The following is a 20,629-nucleotide window of genomic DNA, read 5'->3' as shown; positions in this document are numbered from 1 at the left end:
TATTATAATTTTTTGTTTGATGCAAATAAGCTGGATATAATATTGAAAATGTTCTTGATACAAGAAATAAGAAGTCTTTTCTTGTTCTACAAAAGTAGCAAAGTTTTTTCTAAAAACAATTTTTTAGAAGAATAATTAATATTCAATAGACTTTATTTGTATGTTTAAAATAAATTCGTAGTTTTACTAAAAAATAGTAAATTGATTATGAGGGTGATATTTGTAGTGCTGATTTTTATTAAGGGATTTATTGGTTTTATTGTTTGTGCGCAATCTCAGATTGAGAGTGAGATTGATTCTTACATAAACCGATATTTATTCGACAAAGCTTTAGGGCTGATTGATAGTCTGGAAGAGTCTAATAGCCTGATGCAGAAGAAGGCTTTGTGTTTGAAAAATCTGAATAAGTATGCCGATGCCATAACGGTGGGAGAGGAAATTGTTAAGAAATATCCCGAAGATAAACAATCTGTAGCAGAACTGGCAATCTGCTATCAGGCATTATCTAAATGGGATAAGAGTCTGGAATGTTATAATCAGTTAATAAATAAAGATTCTACAAATATCTATTTCAGGATACAGAGGGCGGATATGTACATGAGGCAGGATAAATATGCCGAAGCATTGTCTGAATACAGCTCTTTGACTGAAAAATACGGGATGGATAATATGTTAAGGAAAATCGCTCAATGCTACGATAATCTCAATATGCCCGATAGTGCCCGCGTGTATTATAATAAGTCATGGTCGAAAGATTTTTTTGATACATTTTCGGTTGCAGGTCTTATAAATTTGGATATCAAGAAAGGTAAGACCGGATATGATGAAGCAATCCGTATATCGGATCATTATGTAGAAAGGGACTCAACTAGCCAGCAAATTAACTTACTGAATGCGCTCAGCTATTATGCCGCCGACTTGTACGAAGCAGCAGCTACACGTTTCGAAAAATGTTATAATAGGGGAGATAGTTCACTTGTTGTGCAGCGGAGCCTGGGATTTTGTTATTATTCTTTGGGACAGAATGATAAAGCATACACATTTTTGCTGAAGGCCAGTAAAATAGACTCTGTAAATATCAATATCTTATATGCATTAGGTGTAGTTGCCAATGAAAGATCCGACTATGATACGGGAAAAAGATGTTTCGGGCTATTGATAGACCGTGCTGTGCCTACCGACTTTACATTGTATCAGTATTATCGAAATTTTGCCATTTCATATGAAGGTAAAGAGGAATTTTCGGAAGCTGTGGAGTTCTTTAAAAAGGCGGTTGAGTATGCAAATGATAATCAGAAGATGAATCTCTATTATACTATATTATCATTGTATGAGATTGATCTCAAGCAGCCGAGAGAAGCATTGACATATTATGAATTATATAAACAGTCGCTACAGACATATTATGGACAACTGTTGAAGATAGAGAATCCCGACAGAACAGATCAAGGGGAAATAAATGTAACCCGCAATAAATTAGATGCACTTGACAAGCACATCAATGGATTGAGGAAATCTTTAGGTTTGATAGGATTTGCCGGCAGCAATGTAAAAGTATTATCCTCGATCAATATTAATCTTTAATACTTCTATTGTTTTATTGGTAATTTTAAACCGATCATCGGCACGTTCGCCAATGATCCATACAATGTCATCGACAGAACAGAGCAGCCAAATATTTTCTTTTTCGATAAGACTGAATTTCCGGTCGGTAAAATAATCGCTGATTTTTTTGTGTCCTTTCATTCCGAAAGGTCGAAACTTATCTCCTTTTTTCCATTTACGGATGATCAGCGGAAATGAGAGTTTACCTTTATCGATATATATTGTATTGGGATTACGTTCTATCTCAAAATCTTTAGGCTTGCGAAACGATTCGATAGTCAGCTTCAAGGGTTCTGCTATTTCTGTTTCGTGTTCAAAAAGCGTATATATTTTGTCCGATTGGCTTTCAATCTGCTGGATAATAAAAGTGTTTCTATCTTTAACCAGCTGATATTCTGTTGAGAAAAAAACTTTCCCCGATTGGCTGTTAACCGATTCGTATATATTATCGACAGTAGGTGTATTAAACCCCAGAGGAAACAATATTTCAAAAAGTATAGTTTTGGGTTCGACCTGCTGCAACAGAGCATCTATATCAATGATATTATCAGAAAAAACAGCCCTCTTAGCTTTGTCTATATACGATTGGTATATTTTTTCTGTCTGAGTCAGGTTTTCGGCAGTACGGCTTATAGACTGTATTACCGATGGATTTATCGTTTGAAGTAAGGGCAGAACGTTAAGCCTTATTTTGTTACGGGTATATATATCCTCTTTGTTTGTGCTATCTTCTACAAATGATAATTCTTTCTTTTGCAAATACGCTAAGATGTCATCCCTGTATATGCAAAGTAAGGGACGGATTACATATCCATTGAGGGGTGCAATGCCTGTAAGACCGCGTATACCTGTACCTCGAATCAAATTTATGAGAACGGTTTCAACCGAATCATTTTGATGATGTGCAATAGCTATTTTTTCGGCTTTGTATTTCTTCCTGATTTTCTCGAACCACGCATATCGTAATTCTCTAGCGGCCATTTCGAGTGAAATAGACTCTTCTTTGATATATTTTTTTGTGTTAAAGCTGGCAGATACATATTCTACATTATATTTTTCGCAAGCTTTTTCAACGAAATACTCGTCCCTGTATGATTCCTGATCCCGAAGATGAAAGTTACAATGTGCTACAATACATTCATATCCCAAATTGTAAAGTATATCTAACAGTGCGATAGAATCTGCACCTCCACTTACGCCGATTATTACACGGGCGTGATCGTTCAACAGATTATTATCCTTAATATACTTTTTTACTTTGGAGAGGATTTCCATGTTTTGAATCTAAGGTCTCAGACCTTTTTATAATGTCAATAAACGGGCTGATAAGCAGATCTGTTAATCTGTTAATCAACTATAATATAGTTCGGCGGTTTTATTCGACCTTCTCACACAAAATTAGCACTTTTTTTTCATTGACAAGTGTTGTCGCAAATATATAGTCATTTCCACCGTCTTTGAGTTTAGTTTGCTTTCTTATTTCAGCTACCGATAGTGGATAATTGCGTGTACTTATATTCGCCTGTTTCATTGTCAGATATTGTTTTATATCTTTCTTATTCGCTCCAAATACATTCTTGACCGTAAAATGGCGTCCCGGAAAATCGGGTATATATAAGTCTGATGTGTACAGATGGCTGCTTATATGTAGTTTTTTCAGATTAAAATAATCTGCAGGATATTTGTAGGCTCCGGCTTTTAATATAGAGCTATTGGGTTCGTACAGATATTTTTCCGGGTGATCAGAATATGTGACTGCTGCATTGTTTTCATTGTCTTTAGTAAAAGAAAAACATTGAACACCGTTGTTTATTATGTTTATACAATGGAACTTTACCTCTTTTTGCGTAGAACTTTTTACTAAGAGCAGTTCTTTACATTCATTATTAACACTGATTATGTGGATATCTGTAATATTACTGATTGAATTTAACGCATGGGTAATATCCAGCATAGGTGATAATTTTATTATAACCTGTTTGGATTTTTGGTTTAATAGACTGTCAATCTCTATCAGGTTGGGTGTACAGTCTTCGATCAGAACTGTTTTGCGTCCGGAGGTATTTCTGCGTGCTGGATCGATGTATATAGTATCCCAGAGTTTATCTTCGGACCTCAGAAAATTGATACCGTTGTTATTTATAGCTGTTATATGATCTAAACCTAATACCTTGAAGTTATGCTGAGCTAATTCGACCAGATGTGGTTGTGTTTCTATATAATATGCTTCAGTTTTATTTTGAGCCATAAACGAGAGATCTACACCAAAGCCCCCGGTAAGATCAATAATTGTATTGCCTGTGGATAATGATGCCTTATAGGAAGCCGTTTGCTCAGAAGAGCATTGTTCCATTGATATATGGGGTGGATATATGATGTTGTTCTGTGCGTACCATGAGGGTATTTTACTCTTGGCAATACGTCGTCCGGCTATTTGCTGGATAGCATCCTGCATATTTATCTGAGGGTATCGAGAGGCTTTTAGAGCTAATTCTCTGATGTCCTCATTTTCGTGTTCTGCTATGAATTTTTTTATATCTGATGTTAGCTCAATCATTTTTTCATCTTCACAACATCGTGTAAACTTGGAACAGAGTCATTTTTTAATGAATCTTTTTGTACTTTCTTTGGTCTTGCGAATAGCTCACGTAAGCTGTCGAAGTCTTTTTTATACAAGATACCTATACCCTGAGTCTGCACTCCATTACCTCCATTGCTACCCACGTAATAGTACTTTTCGTTATAGTGGTTGTATGCTTTCAAACGCCATGTGCCTACACGGTTCAGTAATACTTCTATATCAATATCTCCGATAAAGGCATCCTGGGTCATCGGATTATCACGATATCCGAAGTTTCCGTTAAATAGTACGCGATCGTCAAGCAGACGGCTTGAAAGTAGTAGCTCAACCTCGGTACTCGAGAAATTCGAGTCGCTTGTACGTATATTGGTTCCAACCTGCCAGCGATCATCTATCTGGCTGAGTATTTTACTGAGTTGCGAAGATAGGGTAGCAGATGCTACTGCCGCAAAGTCAGATGTTCTTTGTTCCGTTACAGCATAGTTAGGGGTATAGAATTTCGAAAGCAGCAATAAATAAACTATCTGCCTGTTTATCATATCCTCAGTACTCATCAGGCTCTTGACCTGACGCTGAACTTCGGGGTCGGCCGATGGCAGTGCAATATCGAGATTAATATTTGGCCTTCGCAGCGCACCTGTTATATTCAGAAGGCAATTAACCGGTACACTAGCCTGACCTGTGGTACGTGCAAGATTCTGATCCAGATCGTTAAGGTTTGCTACAATGCGGTAAACGGCTGTGATGTCTATATTCGCTTGAAAAGGATCCCCTCGGAATTGTACGCTGCTACCTTCTTGTATTGCAAACTTCCTTTCCAATATTTTTTGGAAAGTAAAGTTGTATGATCCTTTATTTATCTGATATGTACCGTAAAGCATGGGATCTTTATTCGTTCCCCATATAAATTGAAGAGCTCCGCTTCCCGATCCTCTCAGACGGTCTCCTCCTACGGGATCCATCAATAGCTCTACAGTTGCATCGGGTGTTGCATCTATATAGAAATCCATATTGATTTCCATTCCGGAATCGGTTTTCAGGCGTCCTATTTTGAATTTATCGTCTTTGTTTACCAATGAATCTTCCGGCGTTTCTTTTGTTTTATATCTGACAAATGAATATTCTTCGGCCGTCTCCTCCATGAAATTCATATAGATATTGGTATTACTGTTGGTACGCATATTGACATTGATGTCAACCGCTTTTTCATCGCCTTTGATAACCCCTGTTCCCGATCCGAATACAGTACCGTAAAGCATTGGATTCAGATTTTCAGTGGCGTTATATAACATGAAATTATCACCTTTCAGATCTACATAATACATGAAATTAGTGAAGTAATCGTGTACGACTTTTCCGCTGACTAAAGCTGTATTCCCTTTCTGGTCATAGAATGCAATATCGCTGAAGTAGATCAGGTCTTTCTTCATGTATATTGTATCGGTGAAAGTATAATAAGTATTCAGGAAATTAATACCAAGCCCGCCGTTTTCGATAAATGCTTTACCTTCTACTGTTACATTCGAGAAATCACCGGATAAGCGTACATTTCCATGTCCCACTCCCTGTACATTATTAAATAGGGTTGATACATACTTATTCAAGAATGCAATATTCACTTCTTCTGAGTCAAAATCTATGGACAGTTCCTGAGTTATGGGGTTGATATGCCCTTTTATTTTTGTTGTTTTGTCATGCTCGTTGGTGATAGTTCCCACCATGTTTACTTTTTTCGTTTCCGAATCCAGATCACTGTCTAAGATCAGGTGCCCTAATGTTGTATTGTTAAAAGCAAAGTCGTTTACATTCAGGTTGACTTTAGCATAGGGTTGACCTTCTATTGTCGATACTGCCAGTTGTCCGCTAGCAGCTCCTCCGAATTGTAATGCATCTATAGCTAATGTTTTAAATACATAATCGAGGTCTATATTCTGCAGGTTCACAAAAAGCTTTTCATTAGAATCTTTTGAAGAGAACGTACCGTCTATTTTTAATTTCTGATCTTTTGTTGTGCTTGCTATTTCGAAATTATCGACATCAATTTTATTGGGAATCAAACGGATATGAGAATCACCAATGTTCCATATTGTGTTATTGAGAACCAATTCTCCTTTATTGAATTTAATATCGGTTTGCAGGTTCTTATCTTGAGATCTCGAAAAAGTAATTGAGTTGGAAAACTCTCCTTTCAGGCGGGTCTGGTCTTTGTTTAAAAATAAAGTATGGATATCAATGATGTCGTTACTTATTTTTAAATCAGATGACAACGTATTTAGTGTTTGCTTTTTAGTTACAAACGTGCCAGCAAGATTAGACGTTATCTGATCGGCATTATTTTCGATAACGAAATATCCCGACTGTATCTGTCCGCCTCCTGCTTTCATCGAAGGCATAAAGGCTTCAACTTTAAATCGCTCTATCTGATTATTATAAAATCCTATAATCTTGGTAGGGCTGAGTATAGTTACAGGTAACTGAAATATATCGCTGGCTGTCTCTGTATTATTGATAACAAACTCGAAATTGAGGTTGTTGTTTTTAATTTTTCGTCCTCTTTTTGCCGTATAATTTATCAGAGACGGCAGATAGCTGTTCAGTGATCTTTGCATGCTCTCAGCTATAGTTGAATATGAATATTCGCCTTTTACCTGTCCGTTTATAATATCCGAGGTAATACTTAGCTCTCTTTGGTCTCCTGTCCCTGATGCAGCAATGATAAAATTGTCCATCTCGAATTTTTTATCTGGTTTCAGAAAACGGATCGAATCGGCTTTGATATATCCTTGTATATCATCAATGTTTTTGCCTGTAAAGTTAGCGTCGATCAGTAAACTCAGATAAGAGTCTTTGTATTTGTCACTCAGGTTTAGTTTATCGAAGCGTACATTTTTCAGACGGGCATCAAAATTCAATTCGGGCTCTTTTTGCGACAAGTCGAATAAACCATGTATATTAAATACCGCATTTTCATCATCCAAAGCCAAGCCTCCGTTTATACGCAGACCATCGTATTTACCATCTAATTTTATATCTTGGTATGTGTATTTTTTATACACCAATTTTTTTACGATACCGTTTACATCTCCGTTCAGATATCCTTTTTTTGGTTTATTAACGTTTACTGAAAGGTCGAAAGATAAATCTTCCAGATCCTTGTTGGTTAATAAATCTCCTAAATGGAAATTATCCGTACTTACTTTTCCTCTGAAATAAGAAGATGTACGTTCATCCGGGTTGAATCCAAAATCAAGTGTAGCGATAACAGATCCCGGTTGCGCTGAAAAATTACCGATCGCTTTCAATTCTTTCAGAAAACCTGAAACTTTACCCTTGAATGAGATCGTACCTAATTGTTTTAAAATAGGGGACGGCTCTTGTTTTGTTCCCGACAGATTATTTATGAGTGTAGGTATTCCTGTTTCGCTGACAGTAAGGTTACTGACATTTCCGGATAGCCAGAGCTTATCTTTATCACGAAAATTATTTAACGTTCCTTCTGCTGATAAGTGCATCAGATCTCCGTAATCGAGTTTTAAGTCGGATACCTGTATATTATCTAATGTTCCTTGTATCGAGGTTTTGAATAAGATACGGTCTTCGAAATGTTTAAATGCAGGAACCAATGGCGATATATCTTTCAGGGCGATGTATGATGACCCGATTTTGATGTCGAAGATGGCTCTGTCTATAATATTCTTATGGGATAAGGTATCGGCATAGTCAATTTCGCATTTGTCGAATTGTAATTGCGATTTAGGAAGATTGAGTTTAAAACCTTTGACAAACAAATGATTATCCTGAGTGATTACCCTTACGATAAGATTATCAATCTTGAGTCCGCTCTTTTCTTCCAACTTTAGCTTTTTTATCTGAATATTAAGCGAATCAGGTTCAAGAGACTTGAGTGCCAGCTTTGCATTCAGATTGCTGATATCAATATGGTTTGCGTCGAATTTATCATTTACAACCCCTCTGTCTTTGATATCATACCGGAAATTTCCGTTTTCAATATCAAGGGAATTTATATGAATTTGTATTTTTGCCTTATTGGTTTGCTCTTTTGGTTTGAACGCATCAATAATAAATTGGATATTAAGTGGTGCATTAGCACTGTCTTTTGCCAGATTTACATCAAAGTCAGATAATTTTGCCGCATTGAATATCAGTTGCCTGTTAAGTAATGGCAGCAGATCAAAATCGGCGTATATGGTATTTGCTTTTAATATAGTGCTGTCTTTTCTGTCATTGAGGTATACCCCGTTTAGTTGAATGACATTGAATGGTTTTATGTAGAGGGATTCTATTCCTAAATCTGTTTGTAGCTTGTTTTTCAGCTCGGTAACTATTCGTTCTTTTACATAATTTTGAACGGACGACATGTTCAGTAGTCCGTACAAGAGCAATATTAGTCCGGCTATAATGCCTAATATGCTGAGGAATATATATTTAAATTTTTTTATATGTAATCTATCTTAAGCTAAGCAAAATTATAAAAAGCAACTTGATATATCGAATATTTCCGGCTTTTTATTCTAAATTTCATTTAAGATAATAGAGAATTAACTTTTCGATTGCGTTTTGACATACAGGACAAAATTCTTTGTAAGTATTGGTTCTCATTCTACAGTCAAAAGACGATCTGTATATTCCTTTCGAAGAGTAGCCTGCACCTTCGTATACACCTGTTGGGTATTTATCCTTTAAATCGGTTGGTGTGGGTATCGGAGTGTTTACAGGTAATTGGTTTTGCCATTTTACGGCAAAGTCTTTTAATGTAGTAATATTCGGTTCCCAAGGTTCTACCGAATGTGAGTAAGTCTGATCCAAAACATCACTGTCGTAGAAGTATTCATCGGCAAGTCCGGCGAAGCTATGCCCGAATTCGTGTACAACAACAGGTTTGAAGTCGGGATGTCCTGTAGTTGTCAGTGTATAAGCGTTGAAAATGCCACCACCGCCATAAACATTAGTATTGGCTAATATGATGATATGTTCGTAAGGTATTCCGGCCAATGCATCGTGTATATCTTTTACATGCCCTGTAGTGAGGTACCTATCCGAATAAAAGGTGTCGAAATGTGAGCCGAAAGCGGTTTGTTTCCATTCTTTTAGTCTGGGTACACTTACACCCGAATCTTTCGATTCGCTTTGTACTGCATATACATTGAAGCTGTCTTTGTACTTACTGAACGGATAATAGGAGAATATCTGGTTAACCGATTCTTCAGCATATTTTAGAAAATCGGGCATTTCTTCTTTTGTATAACCTTCTGCCAAAATTGCGATGTTGATACATTTATCAGGATTTGTTCCTTTATGTATTATGGCATACGGGGTGGTTGATGTATAACCTTTGGGGTGTATTAAGATGTCTTTAGGATCTATAATATGACTTATACTTGCTTGCGTGTTATGTTCTTTTCCTGTGAGGGTAACTTCTATTTTTACTTTATTTTTAGGAAATGGAACTAGCAGTACATTTTCGAAACTGCGAGTCACTTGTTCCGCTTCTGGTGTAGTCAGCCATTCCTGAAACAGGCTGCTGAATGTATTTACATAAATACATTTGTTGGTTTCGACATCATATACTTTGATATTACCGTTTCCTGCCCAACAACTTCCGGATAAATTATGTTTGCGTCCTGCCCATTGGGGTAACTGATTTAATTGATCAACGGATATATTTTGAGTCGAAGAATTTCCCGAAAATATATAATCTATTCTGAGTGTTTTATCAATGAAAAACTGATCGAATTCTTGCGATTGAGAGATTAGCGGAACAAATAAGAGAAGAAGTGATAATAGATAATGCATAATGTAATTTTTTTTCAAGATATGAATAGGGTCTCAGACCTATTTATTATTTTCTTAAGTGTAATAACCAGAGTCTGTTGCTGACTAAATATATATCATTTAATACATGTTCGTATTTAAATAGGATTAAAAACCTAGTGATAAAGCAAAGATAACTATTTATTAATCTAAATTGATTTGTCTTTTTGTTTTTATTTTGATTATTTTTGTGTCTTGTTGATTTGTTTTGGTTGTTTTTTCTGGTTTATTTGTTTTTTTTATTTCTGTGGTTGTATTGTTTTGTCTTTTGGTCGTCGTGGAGGTGTGTATTGTTTTGTGAAAAAAAAATTGTAAAATTATAGGACTCTAAGACTCGGATAATGAGGGTGAAACATAGCTTAAGGGGCTAATGCTATTGAAAATATACAGAAAACACAATAAGGAAAGAGGCTGCAAGCCTCTTCCAATATCAACGAAGTGTTGTTTATGGTGATTAAATCAAAGTAAATTAAGATGTAAAATATAAATCTCCTAAACTAAATGGAAAATATTAAGACTTCAGAAGTGTTAGAGTGGGCGAAAGGATTTTTGTCAAAAGCTGAATCGGAATTAACCCCCGACGAAATTAAAGAGCAGCAAAAGTTTGCGTCATTGGTACAAACACCTGCTTATAAGACATTATTGTCGAAAATGTTAGATGAATCATCGCAGGTGCGAAATAACAGGAAACTTGCAAAACGGATGAAATTACTTATCGAAGAATACGGAGTCCCTGATTTTTTTGGAGCATTTGATCGTATTGGACTAAGACTTTTCACGGAAATAGGCTACTTGTTTGATGGAATCTCTATTCCAATTTTTAAAAAACGTTTAAGAGATGAGACCAATAAAATCATTATTGGAGAGGAGCGTCCCGAATTGACTAAGCATCTCGAGGGGCGGAAGCAAAAAAAGATAGGGCAAAATGTAAACTTATTAGGAGAGGTTGTTTTGGGTGATGGTGAGGCTTTGCATCGTTACGAACATTATTTGGAAGCTCTTAAAGAACCGGATGTAAATTATATCTCAATTAAATTGTCAGGTATTTATGCACAGATAAAACCTCTTAGTTATGAACAGAATAAGAGGGAGCTTTGCGAACGGGTAGCCCGTATATATCAGCAAGCTATAGATTATCCTTATATTACTCCCGAAGGTGTTCAAAAATCTAAATTTGTAAATCTCGATATGGAGGAGTACAAAGATGCTGAGTTGACATTAGATGTCTTCGAGACGGTATTGAGTATGCCTAAATTCAAAAATTATACTGCGGGGATAGTTGTTCAGGCATATTTACCCGATGCAGGGTTACTACAGCAAAGATTACTGACTCTAGCCAGAAAGAGAGTAGAGGAGGGTGGTGCACCTCTTAAAATGAGGTTGGTAAAAGGTGCTAATCTGCAAATGGAGACTATTGTTTCTTCTCTGAAAGGCTGGACAAATCCCGTTCTACCCTCAAAAGTGGATGTGGATGCAAACTATCTTCATATTTTGGATATTGCCTTGCAGCCGGAGAATGCTAAGGTGTTGAATATAGGTGTTGCATCCCATAATTTTTTTACAATAGGGTATGCTTACTTATTGAGTGAGCGAAACGATGTGAAGGATTATATTACTTTCGAAATGCTCGAAGGTATGGCAAATCATTTACCCCGTGTGATGAGAAAATTAGATAAGCAGATTATTCTCTATACGCCTGTGGTGAAGAAAGAGCATTTCCTGAATGCAGTATCTTATCTGGTGCGCCGACTGGATGAAAATACAGGAAAAGACAATTTCCTGAGCTATTCTTTTAGCTTGAGACTGGATAGCCCTCAATGGGATTTTTTAGCTGGTCAGTTTCTTGAGGCTTATGCGAAAAAAGACTCGATGATACCTCAGTCTTTTAGAAAACAAGATAGAACTGCTGCCCCTTTGCCGGTAGAAGATATTAATCTGTTCAAGAATGAACCGGATACCGATCTGGATTTACCGATCAACAGAGAATGGGCACTACAAAAATTAAAGAAGTGGGAGACAGAAGTAAGATCTGATAATTATAAGATACCTGTTCAGATCGGGGATCAAGAAATTGAAACAACAGATAAAAAGAGGTATTACGACCGGAGTAATAATGATGCGGTGTGCTTCTGCGAGGCTAGCTTGTCTTCGTTGGATCAGATGAAAGAAATTGTATCTGTTGCGGATTCTGATAAATCAGGGTGGAGAATAAAAACTCTCGAAGAACGTAATCGTATCCTGCATAATGTTGCTGATAAGTTGTCGGCAAAAAGAGGTGATCTTATTGGCTGTATGGCTGCTATTACTGGAAAGATTTTTATGGAAGGGGATGTAGAAGTTTCGGAAGCAATTGATTTCTGCCGTTTTTACCCTATCAGCATGAAGTCATTCGAAGAGCTTGAAACCGTTTCTTATAAGCCTAAAGGAACCGTTTTGGTTATATCACCATGGAATTTTCCATTGGCTATTCCTGTAGGAGGAGTTGCTTCCGCTTTGTCCGGAGGTAATACAGTTATATTAAAACCTGCTACAGTTGCTTTTCCTGTAGCGTGGGAATTTGCGCAGTGTTTCTGGGATGCAGGTGTTCCGAGAGATGCCTTACAGGTTGTTTGTCCGAATGGGCGTGAACCGTTGAACTTTCTCACCGGACATCCGTCTGTTAAGCATTTTATCTTAACCGGAGGAACAGATACTGCATTCAATTTATTGGAAAAGAATCCCAGAACACCTTTATCTGCAGAAACAGGAGGTAAAAATGCTATTATACTTACCGGAAACGGAGATCAGGATCATGCTATTCTGAATGTTGTTTCTTCTGCGTTCGGTAATGCAGGTCAAAAATGTTCGGCTTGCTCTTTGCTGTTGGTTGATAAAGATATTTACAAGGATGAGAATTTTAAATCTAAATTAAGAGATGCAGTTCTAAGCCTGCACACAGGCAGTGTCTGGAACCCCGATAATATCATCGGACCAATGATAACAAACGATAATGATAAGTTATTACATGCTGTTGAAAATCTCGAACAGGGTGAATCGTGGTTAGTACCTCCTGTTTTTGTGGATGAGAAAAAATATATACTGAAACCTACTGTAAAATGGGGAGTAAAACCTTCAAGTTACACTTTTAAGACCGAATTGTTTGCTCCTTTGCTGGCTGTTGTTTGTATCGAAGATTTGAAGCAGGGAATTGACTTTGTTAATTCATCCGAATATGGGTTGACATCGGGGCTTCAAAGTTTGGACGAAGATGAACAGGAGTTGTGGAAGGATACTCTTGAGGCTGGTAATCTGTATATAAACAGAGGTATTACCGGAGCCATTGTCAATCGTCAGCCTTTTGGAGGAATGAAACGGTCTGCTTTTGGCGGAGGTATTAAAGCGGGAGGTGTGAATTATGTCTCTTGTTTTGTTGAATTTGAGGAAAATAATAATTTACAATCAGTAGCATCGGTATGTCCATTAAGTGATTTGGTTCAGGATGAGGTATCTAAGAACCGCTTGAATTTTGCTGCTGCAAATTATACTGAGGTTTATAAGGCTGAATTTTCTGAAGGACGTGATGTTAATCATATCTATGGAGAATCTAATGTATTCCGTTATTTACCATTGAATAAGGTTGCTCTTAGGGTTCGGGTGCAAGATGACCTGTGCGATGTTTTGCTTTCGATGCTTGCTGCATCTATTGCATCTGTTGATTTAACAGTAAGTGTTAGTGCTGATGATCCTAAATCTCAGAAATTAGAATGGGCTTTGCCTATGGTTAAGAATGCGAACATACAAGTTCAGTCCGAATCAGAATTTTTAAATGGTATGGATCGCTATGACCGTATCAGAACTTGTTCTTCTGATTTGTCGGATGAATTTTATGCTAAAGCTGCTAAATTAGGAAAGCACATTGCTTCAAATAAGCCTTTAGTAGAAGGTCGATTGGAATTGCTGCATTACCTGAAAGAGCAAAGTATTGCTTTTGAATATCACCGTTATGGAAGCATTTTCGATGAAAAGTAGTTAAGGTCTCAGAAGGGTTGAGCTTTCAAAATAAAAATAGGATTCATATTTTATGAATCCTATTTTTTATATAGTAGAACTAAATTTGTCTTAGTTGTTGATCAAAGAGAACAACTCTTCAGCTGCTTCACGAGGACCATCTTTGCTGCGTCCGTCAATAGCCAGAGAAGTATGTATTTCTCCGATTTGAACTCCGTTATTCTTCATATCTTTGAAGAACTGGCGAACCAAGACTTCTGTTTCTGCACGTTCCTGAACAGGTCCGAAAGGATTGGCAAAGTAAGATTTCACAAGGCCTTTTTCGGTAGTTGTTCCTTTGGCTTTACGTGCTCCGTCTTCAAATACCTGAATTGCTTTATCCAGATCGTCATAGAATGAAATCTTCTTATCGGATTCCTGATAGTTATTTGCATAAAGCATAATATCTACTTTGTATCCTTTAGAGATTACTTCGTATGTTGAAATAGGAATTGTTACACGGGCATTGATTTTATCAGGATTGCTGTAGATACCTCTGTCCAACTGTTCGTATGCGTAAGCAGGATCAAGGTCATCTATGCGGACAAATGCTCCGATTTCGGTACCATATCCTTTGATAGAGCCATCTGCTTCTTTTTTAAGGAATCCCATATCGTCAAAGATTACGCGCATATGACGGATATAGCTTTCATTCAGCGTACGGAATGCTTCCAAGCTTTCTGATTTTCCGGCTCCGCTATCACCCATGATAATGATATTAGACTCTTTGCCATTTTTAAGAACGATGTTAACCATTGCCCCGTGAATAGGTAAGCGATTGTTTTCTATTTGTTTAACATTATGAAGTGTTAATAACATCTTCTTCATGTATCCGAAATAATCGATATCGTCGCAATAGTTTGCATATCCGATCAGGATATCATTCTTTTTATCTTTATAGTAGAATGTACGTTTTTCTTCTTCTCCGTCCGGATATCCGAATACGTAGATGATATCAGGTTTCTTTCCGATGTATTCACTTTCTTTGGCAAGCTCGAACAGGTTAGATAAACCTATTCCCTGAGCCATAAAGTCTTTGTGGAAATAAACAAATGTAAGCATTGCACCTACTTTAGCAGGGAATACATACCAATCGTCCTCATTCAGAATAATATTATTCAATGGATTTTGGTGATGTTCCTGAAAGATTCCGTCTCGGGTATTGCGTTTTGTGTATGTAATGAAAGGAGGACGTATTACAACTGTACTGATAAATGGTATCGGTGTAAGTCCTTTGTATTCGATTGGGCAATTCCAGTTTACATCATTCAATGTAAGAGAGGCTGTTGCTCCGACTGTAGTCTGACGGTATACTCTTTGATCGAATCCGTTTACAGTCTCCTGAATACGGCGTACTGTAGTCAGTACAAGATCATTGAACAAGTCATTGGCCTGAATGAATCTTACATTCTGAAGTCCGTCACCTAAGCGGGTATTACGTACAATAGAATATCTTTCGAGTTTTTTCCAATATTGAAGCAGTAGTTCGATTAGTTCGATGAATAAATCTTTATCAGCAAAAAGTGCGGTGTATTTATTATCAACTTCGATAACTTCTTCTATTTTGAATACAGTCAGTAATTTGAATGATTCTATAAGTGATTCGACAAGGTTTTCGTCTGTTTTGAAACTTTTGATATAATGATCGTATATAATAGGATCGTCCTTCTTTATTTTTTTGACAAATGCTTCAACTACTCTTCTAAATCCATAACTACTTAGTAATTTTTGTTTAGTATCGCAGTATTTCAGTGTGAAATTAATCATCGCTCTTCCCCGCGATAGTGTAAATTCATGTAGCATATTCTTTTTACTCTTTGATTATTATTACTAGTTATTCAATGTCTTTTTGTTTTGAGAGGCAAGCAAAGATAACAAAAAAAATAAATAATCAGCTTTGGGGCATATCTTTATCAATCAGAGATATTGTTAAATAATCTTAGATTTTAACAAATTATTAATATTTAAAAGAAACTATCTCCAAACGAAATACGTTTTAATAATATACCATAAGTATGAATAGTTGATAATGTGGAATAGTAAGCGATAAGGCTTTTATTCACATATCTTATTTAGAATCAAAATAATTAAGGTCTCAGACCTCTAAAAAAACAAATGATTATGAAGATTGAACAGATTTTAGGAGATTCCGCTTCTTATTTATTGGATCACACATGTAAGACTATTGATAAATCATTGATTCATGCGCCAAGTCCTTCGATTATTGAAGATGTGTGGGTAGATTCGGATCGTAATTTACAAACTCTCAATAGTTATAGTTCCTTATTAAATCACGGAAGGCTGTCCGGAACTGGATATATATCAATACTTCCTGTCGATCAGGGTATTGAACATACAGCAGGTGCTTCTTTTGCTCCTAATCCTATTTATTTTGATTCCGAAAATATCGTTAAGCTCGCTGTGGAAGGTGGATGTAATGCTGTGGCATCTACATTTGGGGTTTTAAGTTCTGTTGCCCGTAAGTATGCACATAAGATACCTTTTGTTGTTAAAATCAATCACAACGAATTATTATCGTATCCAAATACTTATGATCAGATTTTGTTCGGAACCGTTAAGGATGCTTGGAATATGGGGGCTGTAGCTGTTGGTGCGACTATTTATTTTGGTTCGGAAGAAAGCCGCCGTCAATTAGTCGAAATAGCGAAAGCTTTTGATTATGCTCATGAGTTGGGCATGGTTACAATTCTTTGGTGTTATTTGCGTAATTCTGCTTTTACTAAAGATGGAGTCGACTATTCGTCAGCAGCAGACCTTACAGGACAGGCTAATCATTTAGGAGTAACTATTAAGGCTGATATTGTAAAACAGAAACTCCCGACCAATAACGGAGGGTTTACAACTATTAAGTTTGGTAAAACTAATCCTAAGATGTATTCCGAACTGACTACTGATCACCCGATTGATCTTTGCCGTTATCAAGTAGCCAATGGATACATGGGACGTGTAGGTTTGATTAATTCAGGTGGAGAATCTCATGGAGCATCCGACCTGAAAGATGCTGTCTCTACTGCTGTTATCAATAAACGTGCCGGAGGCATGGGATTGATTTGCGGACGTAAAGCATTCCAGAAATCAATGAAAGAAGGTGTTGAGTTATTGAATACCATACAGGATGTATATCTGGATAAGGATATTACATTAGCATAATCTCTAAATAACTAAGGCTGCAGTTCATTGACTTACCAGTTCTGTAGCTTTACATCGAAAGTATCGGACTATCTTTCCGGTACTTTTCGTTGTTTGCATATATAAATAACAGGCTTCCGTCCTTGATTGTATTAATAATAGGACGTGATAGATTTTGGGGCAGGGCAGGGCAGCCGAAACTACGACCGAGTCGTCCGCTTTTTATAACCGAGGGATTCGAATATGCCGCACCATGTACAACAATGGCTCTTTGTTTGGCATGGTCATTTATGCCTTTTTCTAATCCGTTTAAAATAAGGGAATACCCATTCTTTCCCTGATACGTATTTTCTGTTATATAAAACCCAAGAGAACTTTGCAGAGAGTTATTTTCATTCGAAAAGGATGTTGCATATTTTTCTCCGCTGTTTTTGCCATGAGAAACCAGCGTGGAATACAATACTTTTCGGGATTTCATGTCAAGTACAAATAACCTGTTTTCTGTAGATGGCTTTGTGAAGTCAATCAAAGTGACAATATTCTTTTTGATCTCTTTTACCTTCTGATATCCGGTATACGCCTCTTCAAAGGCTTTATAGTTAACTTCGTTCTGGAGATGCATATCAGTATATAGCTGGTAACATTCCGAGACAGAATTGTTTTCTTCTGGTTTATCAACGGTTTTGCTTTCAGTATTTGATTTGCTTACCGGTATGATAAATAATAAAAGGTATATAAATATTCTTTGCATTTTTAATACTATCCTGAAAAATAAAAATTTGATGCAAAGTTAATTATTTAATTGTTAAACAGAATGTTAATTGTCTTAATCAATCACAAAAACTAAAGTAGATAAGGTCGGAGCCCAATCATAGACAAACTTGGCGTGCGAGGTCGCGTTCCTTACGCACATGTGTGACCGGGGAGTTGTACCTAATGATGCACTAAATTCGATTGTCTGTGTTGACGGAGCATTTACCGGAATGCCGTGTATATATGCACCGTTGGTAAAACGGCTGGCGTATGGAGCAAATCCTCCGATTTCGGAACTGCCATCGACTAAGTAGTGCATTTTGAATTTCTTCTCCTGAATTACAAATATACCTGTGGGTGTTTCTTGCATATGAGGCGGTTGATGACGTCCTGTTGTTGCAGGATTCATACTTCTGACCAGCCATCCGGAGTCCGATTTTTCCAAAGTTGCAATATTCTGATTCGAAGTATCTATAAAAATAACTTTGTTGAAGATGGTGGTATCGCTCAGTTGCTTGATGTATCTTTGAGGAACAATCCATTCTCCATGTATATCAACAGTGGCTATTTTATCGAAAGTTCCTTCTTTTTCGATGTATTTCACCAGCCATCCATCTCTGCCATAACACTCGGGTTTAATCGAGTCATTGACATAATATAACGGAACTGATTGATAACGTTCTACTCCCAGCGAATCGGCAATGCGGGTATAGGCATTCCGTTTGTAATTTCTCACCAATGGAGCTTCTCCGTTCAGGTTTTTATAATTTTGTAATACAGCCCACGAAGATGGCTCGTTGCGGATGGAGTCAACAAAGGCGAGCCCTTTTTTTATCTTATCCCATTGGTATTGACGGGTTGTATCTTTGTACGGATATGTATCTTCAAGGGTATATTTATCATATAACAGTTCTTTTTCTATTTTGATGCTTGCCGGATCGATTGACTTTGGTTGTTGCTCTTCTTCTATTTTTGTGGTGTCTGCTACTGTTTCAACAATCGGAGTGGATACTGGTTCATTGCATGAAATTCCGAAGAATACCCATAGTGTAATGAATAAAGATAATGAGTGTTTTTTTATAGTCATATTTATATAGAATAATTAAGTGGTGACCTTAATTGCTTAAATAATTTCTACTTATAACAAATGTTAATTCGTAATTGTTTTTGCTTCTCACTTATAAAAAAGGAAAACCGGCTGTTGTTACCGGTTTTATCTATACTGAAAGTATTCTTTGAGTCCCAGATCCTCTTGTGAAAAAAGTGTTCTTTGAATGGCTGAAATTTAATGATGAAATGTGATAATGACCAATAAAGTAACAACCGAAAAGTGTACAGTTTCGCTGTAACCTTTGTAACCTTTTTTTATTTAATGATTTAAAATCACTATTTTATATTATTCTTCTGTGATGTGGTTATAGATTTGTTTATCATCATCCCATTCAAATTCCGATCCCCGCCGAGATCCCAGAATTTCTTTTAGTTGAGGTTTCCATTCGGCAACTTCTGCGAGATCTTTAGTTATTGTATTATCAGGGTTATCAAGATATGTTTCGTCTTCGTCGCCGTAAATAAAACGCCATCCGCTGTCTATCTTAAATTCTGTATTTTCGCGATAACAATATCCTACAAAATCTTTTTCGATGGCACGTTTTGTTACAAATGCATATTTCTGCATATCAGTATATTCCTTGATTGAAGGATCGTCCCAGTTTTCGTCTTCTTGCATGTGAGTTTATTTATATTCTATTATTCAAAATTAAATGTAAGCGTAATCATCCGTGATTTTCCCGATTTCAGAGCATTGGTAAACACCTGCATATCCGGGTCGGTAATGTCGGGACGGTCTTTTACGATAAGGTCTCTTAAGCCAAATGAAAACCGAAGTTCGGGGCTTAACTTAAACAGAGGAAAGTATAAATTGCAACCTAATCCGATATCAATCCCATAATCCAGATTTTCAAGTTTTATGACCGGAGCTTTAGGGTTGCCTATCTGTGTGTTGACAAAACCTCCTGCAAGAACATAAGGCCGTATGTTATTGAATCGTTCGGAGCTGAAACGCATGTGAACAGGAAGCGAAAGGTAATTCGTCTTAATAGACGCTTCGAAATTGTCTTTCAGTCCGTTTTCCTCTCTGAACGTAAATCGTTTTTCTCCAAAATGAAGAGTTGGCACAACCCGTAGGTTCATATATTGATTGATATACCGATCGGCAATAAAACCCACACTGAAACCGACTGAATAGGAAGGGATCTCCGAATACCATACAGACTTATCTTTATTAGCAAAACCTGTATGTGATAAAATAAGATCTTGAGCATTGATCCCTACTGTAAAGCCTAAATGGAATAGTTTTTGGTCTGCAAATGGGAGGTTTTTAGGCTTACGATTTTGAGAATATGAATGATTGCTGCAAAAAAATAGCAAAGTGAATATTAAGACTATATATAAATTATAACGTTTCAATTTGTTCTTTTTGTACGTGGTTATTACATAAACTCAAGGTTGAGTTACTTTAGAATGTGTAAAAATAAAGATAATATAAGAATAAACGAATATAATTATACAGTTTATTTATAATATTGTAATTAAGTTTTTTATCCCTTATAATGTAATCTCTGACTGACAAAATTAATTAAATATTGGCATTATCTAACGCAAATCAGTTTGTATAGTACA

12 protein-coding genes are annotated in these 20,629 nt (G+C 36.6%); 3 read left to right on the top strand and 9 right to left on the bottom strand.

The window, feature by feature from the left end; translation table 11 throughout:
- The first annotated feature begins 207 nt into the window (after positions 1-207).
- Positions 208-1,584, top strand: a complete 1,377-nt coding sequence (locus K322_RS0113795) for a tetratricopeptide repeat protein (RefSeq protein ID WP_026627397.1) — start codon at positions 208-210, stop codon at positions 1,582-1,584.
- Here K322_RS0113795 and tilS read toward each other — a convergent pair.
- From tilS to K322_RS0113775, 4 genes are all read right to left on the bottom strand, one after another.
- Entirely contained in the window at positions 1,558-2,880 is a 1,323-nt protein-coding gene (gene tilS / locus K322_RS0113790; RefSeq protein ID WP_035332166.1) for a tRNA lysidine(34) synthetase TilS, read from the bottom strand. The genes K322_RS0113795 and tilS overlap by 27 nt on opposite strands.
- Positions 2,881-2,980: 100 nt before the next feature.
- Entirely contained in the window at positions 2,981-4,162 is a 1,182-nt protein-coding gene (locus K322_RS0113785) for a THUMP-like domain-containing protein (protein ID WP_026627395.1), read from the bottom strand.
- Complete coding sequence (locus K322_RS19520) at positions 4,159-8,604, bottom strand: translocation/assembly module TamB domain-containing protein (protein ID WP_455423175.1); 4,446 nt, start codon at positions 8,602-8,604, stop codon at positions 4,159-4,161. The genes K322_RS0113785 and K322_RS19520 overlap by 4 nt, the downstream gene beginning before the upstream one ends.
- Before the next feature lie 121 nt (positions 8,605-8,725).
- Complete coding sequence (locus K322_RS0113775; protein ID WP_026627394.1) at positions 8,726-10,000, bottom strand: M64 family metallopeptidase; 1,275 nt, start codon at positions 9,998-10,000, stop codon at positions 8,726-8,728.
- A gap of 519 nt (positions 10,001-10,519) precedes the next feature.
- On the opposite strand from K322_RS0113775, the gene K322_RS0113770 reads away from it, so the two are divergent.
- A complete protein-coding gene (locus tag K322_RS0113770; protein ID WP_026627393.1) occupies positions 10,520-14,026 on the top strand; it encodes a bifunctional proline dehydrogenase/L-glutamate gamma-semialdehyde dehydrogenase in 3,507 nt (1,168 codons plus the stop codon).
- A 90-nt stretch (positions 14,027-14,116) separates the two neighbouring features.
- On the opposite strand, the gene K322_RS0113765 is transcribed toward K322_RS0113770, so the two are convergent.
- The gene (locus K322_RS0113765) at positions 14,117-15,847 is read right to left on the bottom strand and encodes a phosphoenolpyruvate carboxykinase (ATP) (protein ID WP_026627392.1); all 1,731 of its coding nucleotides are present in this window, start codon (positions 15,845-15,847) and stop codon (positions 14,117-14,119) included.
- A gap of 318 nt (positions 15,848-16,165) precedes the next feature.
- On the opposite strand from K322_RS0113765, the gene K322_RS0113760 reads away from it, so the two are divergent.
- Positions 16,166-17,215, top strand: coding sequence for a class I fructose-bisphosphate aldolase (locus tag K322_RS0113760; RefSeq protein ID WP_026627391.1), 1,050 nt, complete (start codon positions 16,166-16,168; stop codon positions 17,213-17,215).
- A 49-nt stretch (positions 17,216-17,264) separates the two neighbouring features.
- Here K322_RS0113760 and K322_RS19515 read toward each other — a convergent pair whose 3' ends face one another.
- The 4 genes from K322_RS19515 to porT all read right to left on the bottom strand — a co-directional run bounded on the left by K322_RS19515 (position 17,265) and on the right by porT (position 20,416).
- On the bottom strand, positions 17,265-17,945 hold the full coding sequence (locus K322_RS19515) for a murein L,D-transpeptidase catalytic domain family protein (protein WP_051290812.1): 681 nt from the start codon (positions 17,943-17,945) through the stop codon (positions 17,265-17,267).
- Between the two features lie 75 nt (positions 17,946-18,020).
- On the bottom strand, positions 18,021-19,034 hold the full coding sequence (locus K322_RS19510) for a L,D-transpeptidase (protein WP_084158583.1): 1,014 nt from the start codon (positions 19,032-19,034) through the stop codon (positions 18,021-18,023).
- 309 nt (positions 19,035-19,343) lie between these two features.
- Positions 19,344-19,676 carry an immunity protein Imm33 domain-containing protein gene (locus K322_RS0113745; RefSeq protein ID WP_051290811.1) on the bottom strand — a complete coding sequence of 111 codons (333 nt, stop codon included), beginning with the start codon at positions 19,674-19,676 and terminating at the stop codon, positions 19,344-19,346.
- Between the two features lie 20 nt (positions 19,677-19,696).
- The gene (gene porT / locus K322_RS0113740) at positions 19,697-20,416 is read right to left on the bottom strand and encodes a type IX secretion/gliding motility protein PorT/SprT (RefSeq protein WP_026627389.1); all 720 of its coding nucleotides are present in this window, start codon (positions 20,414-20,416) and stop codon (positions 19,697-19,699) included.
- Between the last annotated feature and the right edge of the window lie 213 nt (positions 20,417-20,629).

It is taken from the genome of Indolivaga capnocytophagoides DSM 22835, assembly GCF_000426485.1.
Lineage (GTDB): Bacteria > Bacteroidota > Bacteroidia > Bacteroidales > Dysgonomonadaceae > Dysgonomonas_A > Dysgonomonas_A capnocytophagoides.
Note: the sequence above shows the minus strand (reverse complement) of the source record. Positions and strands in the feature narration are given on the sequence as shown.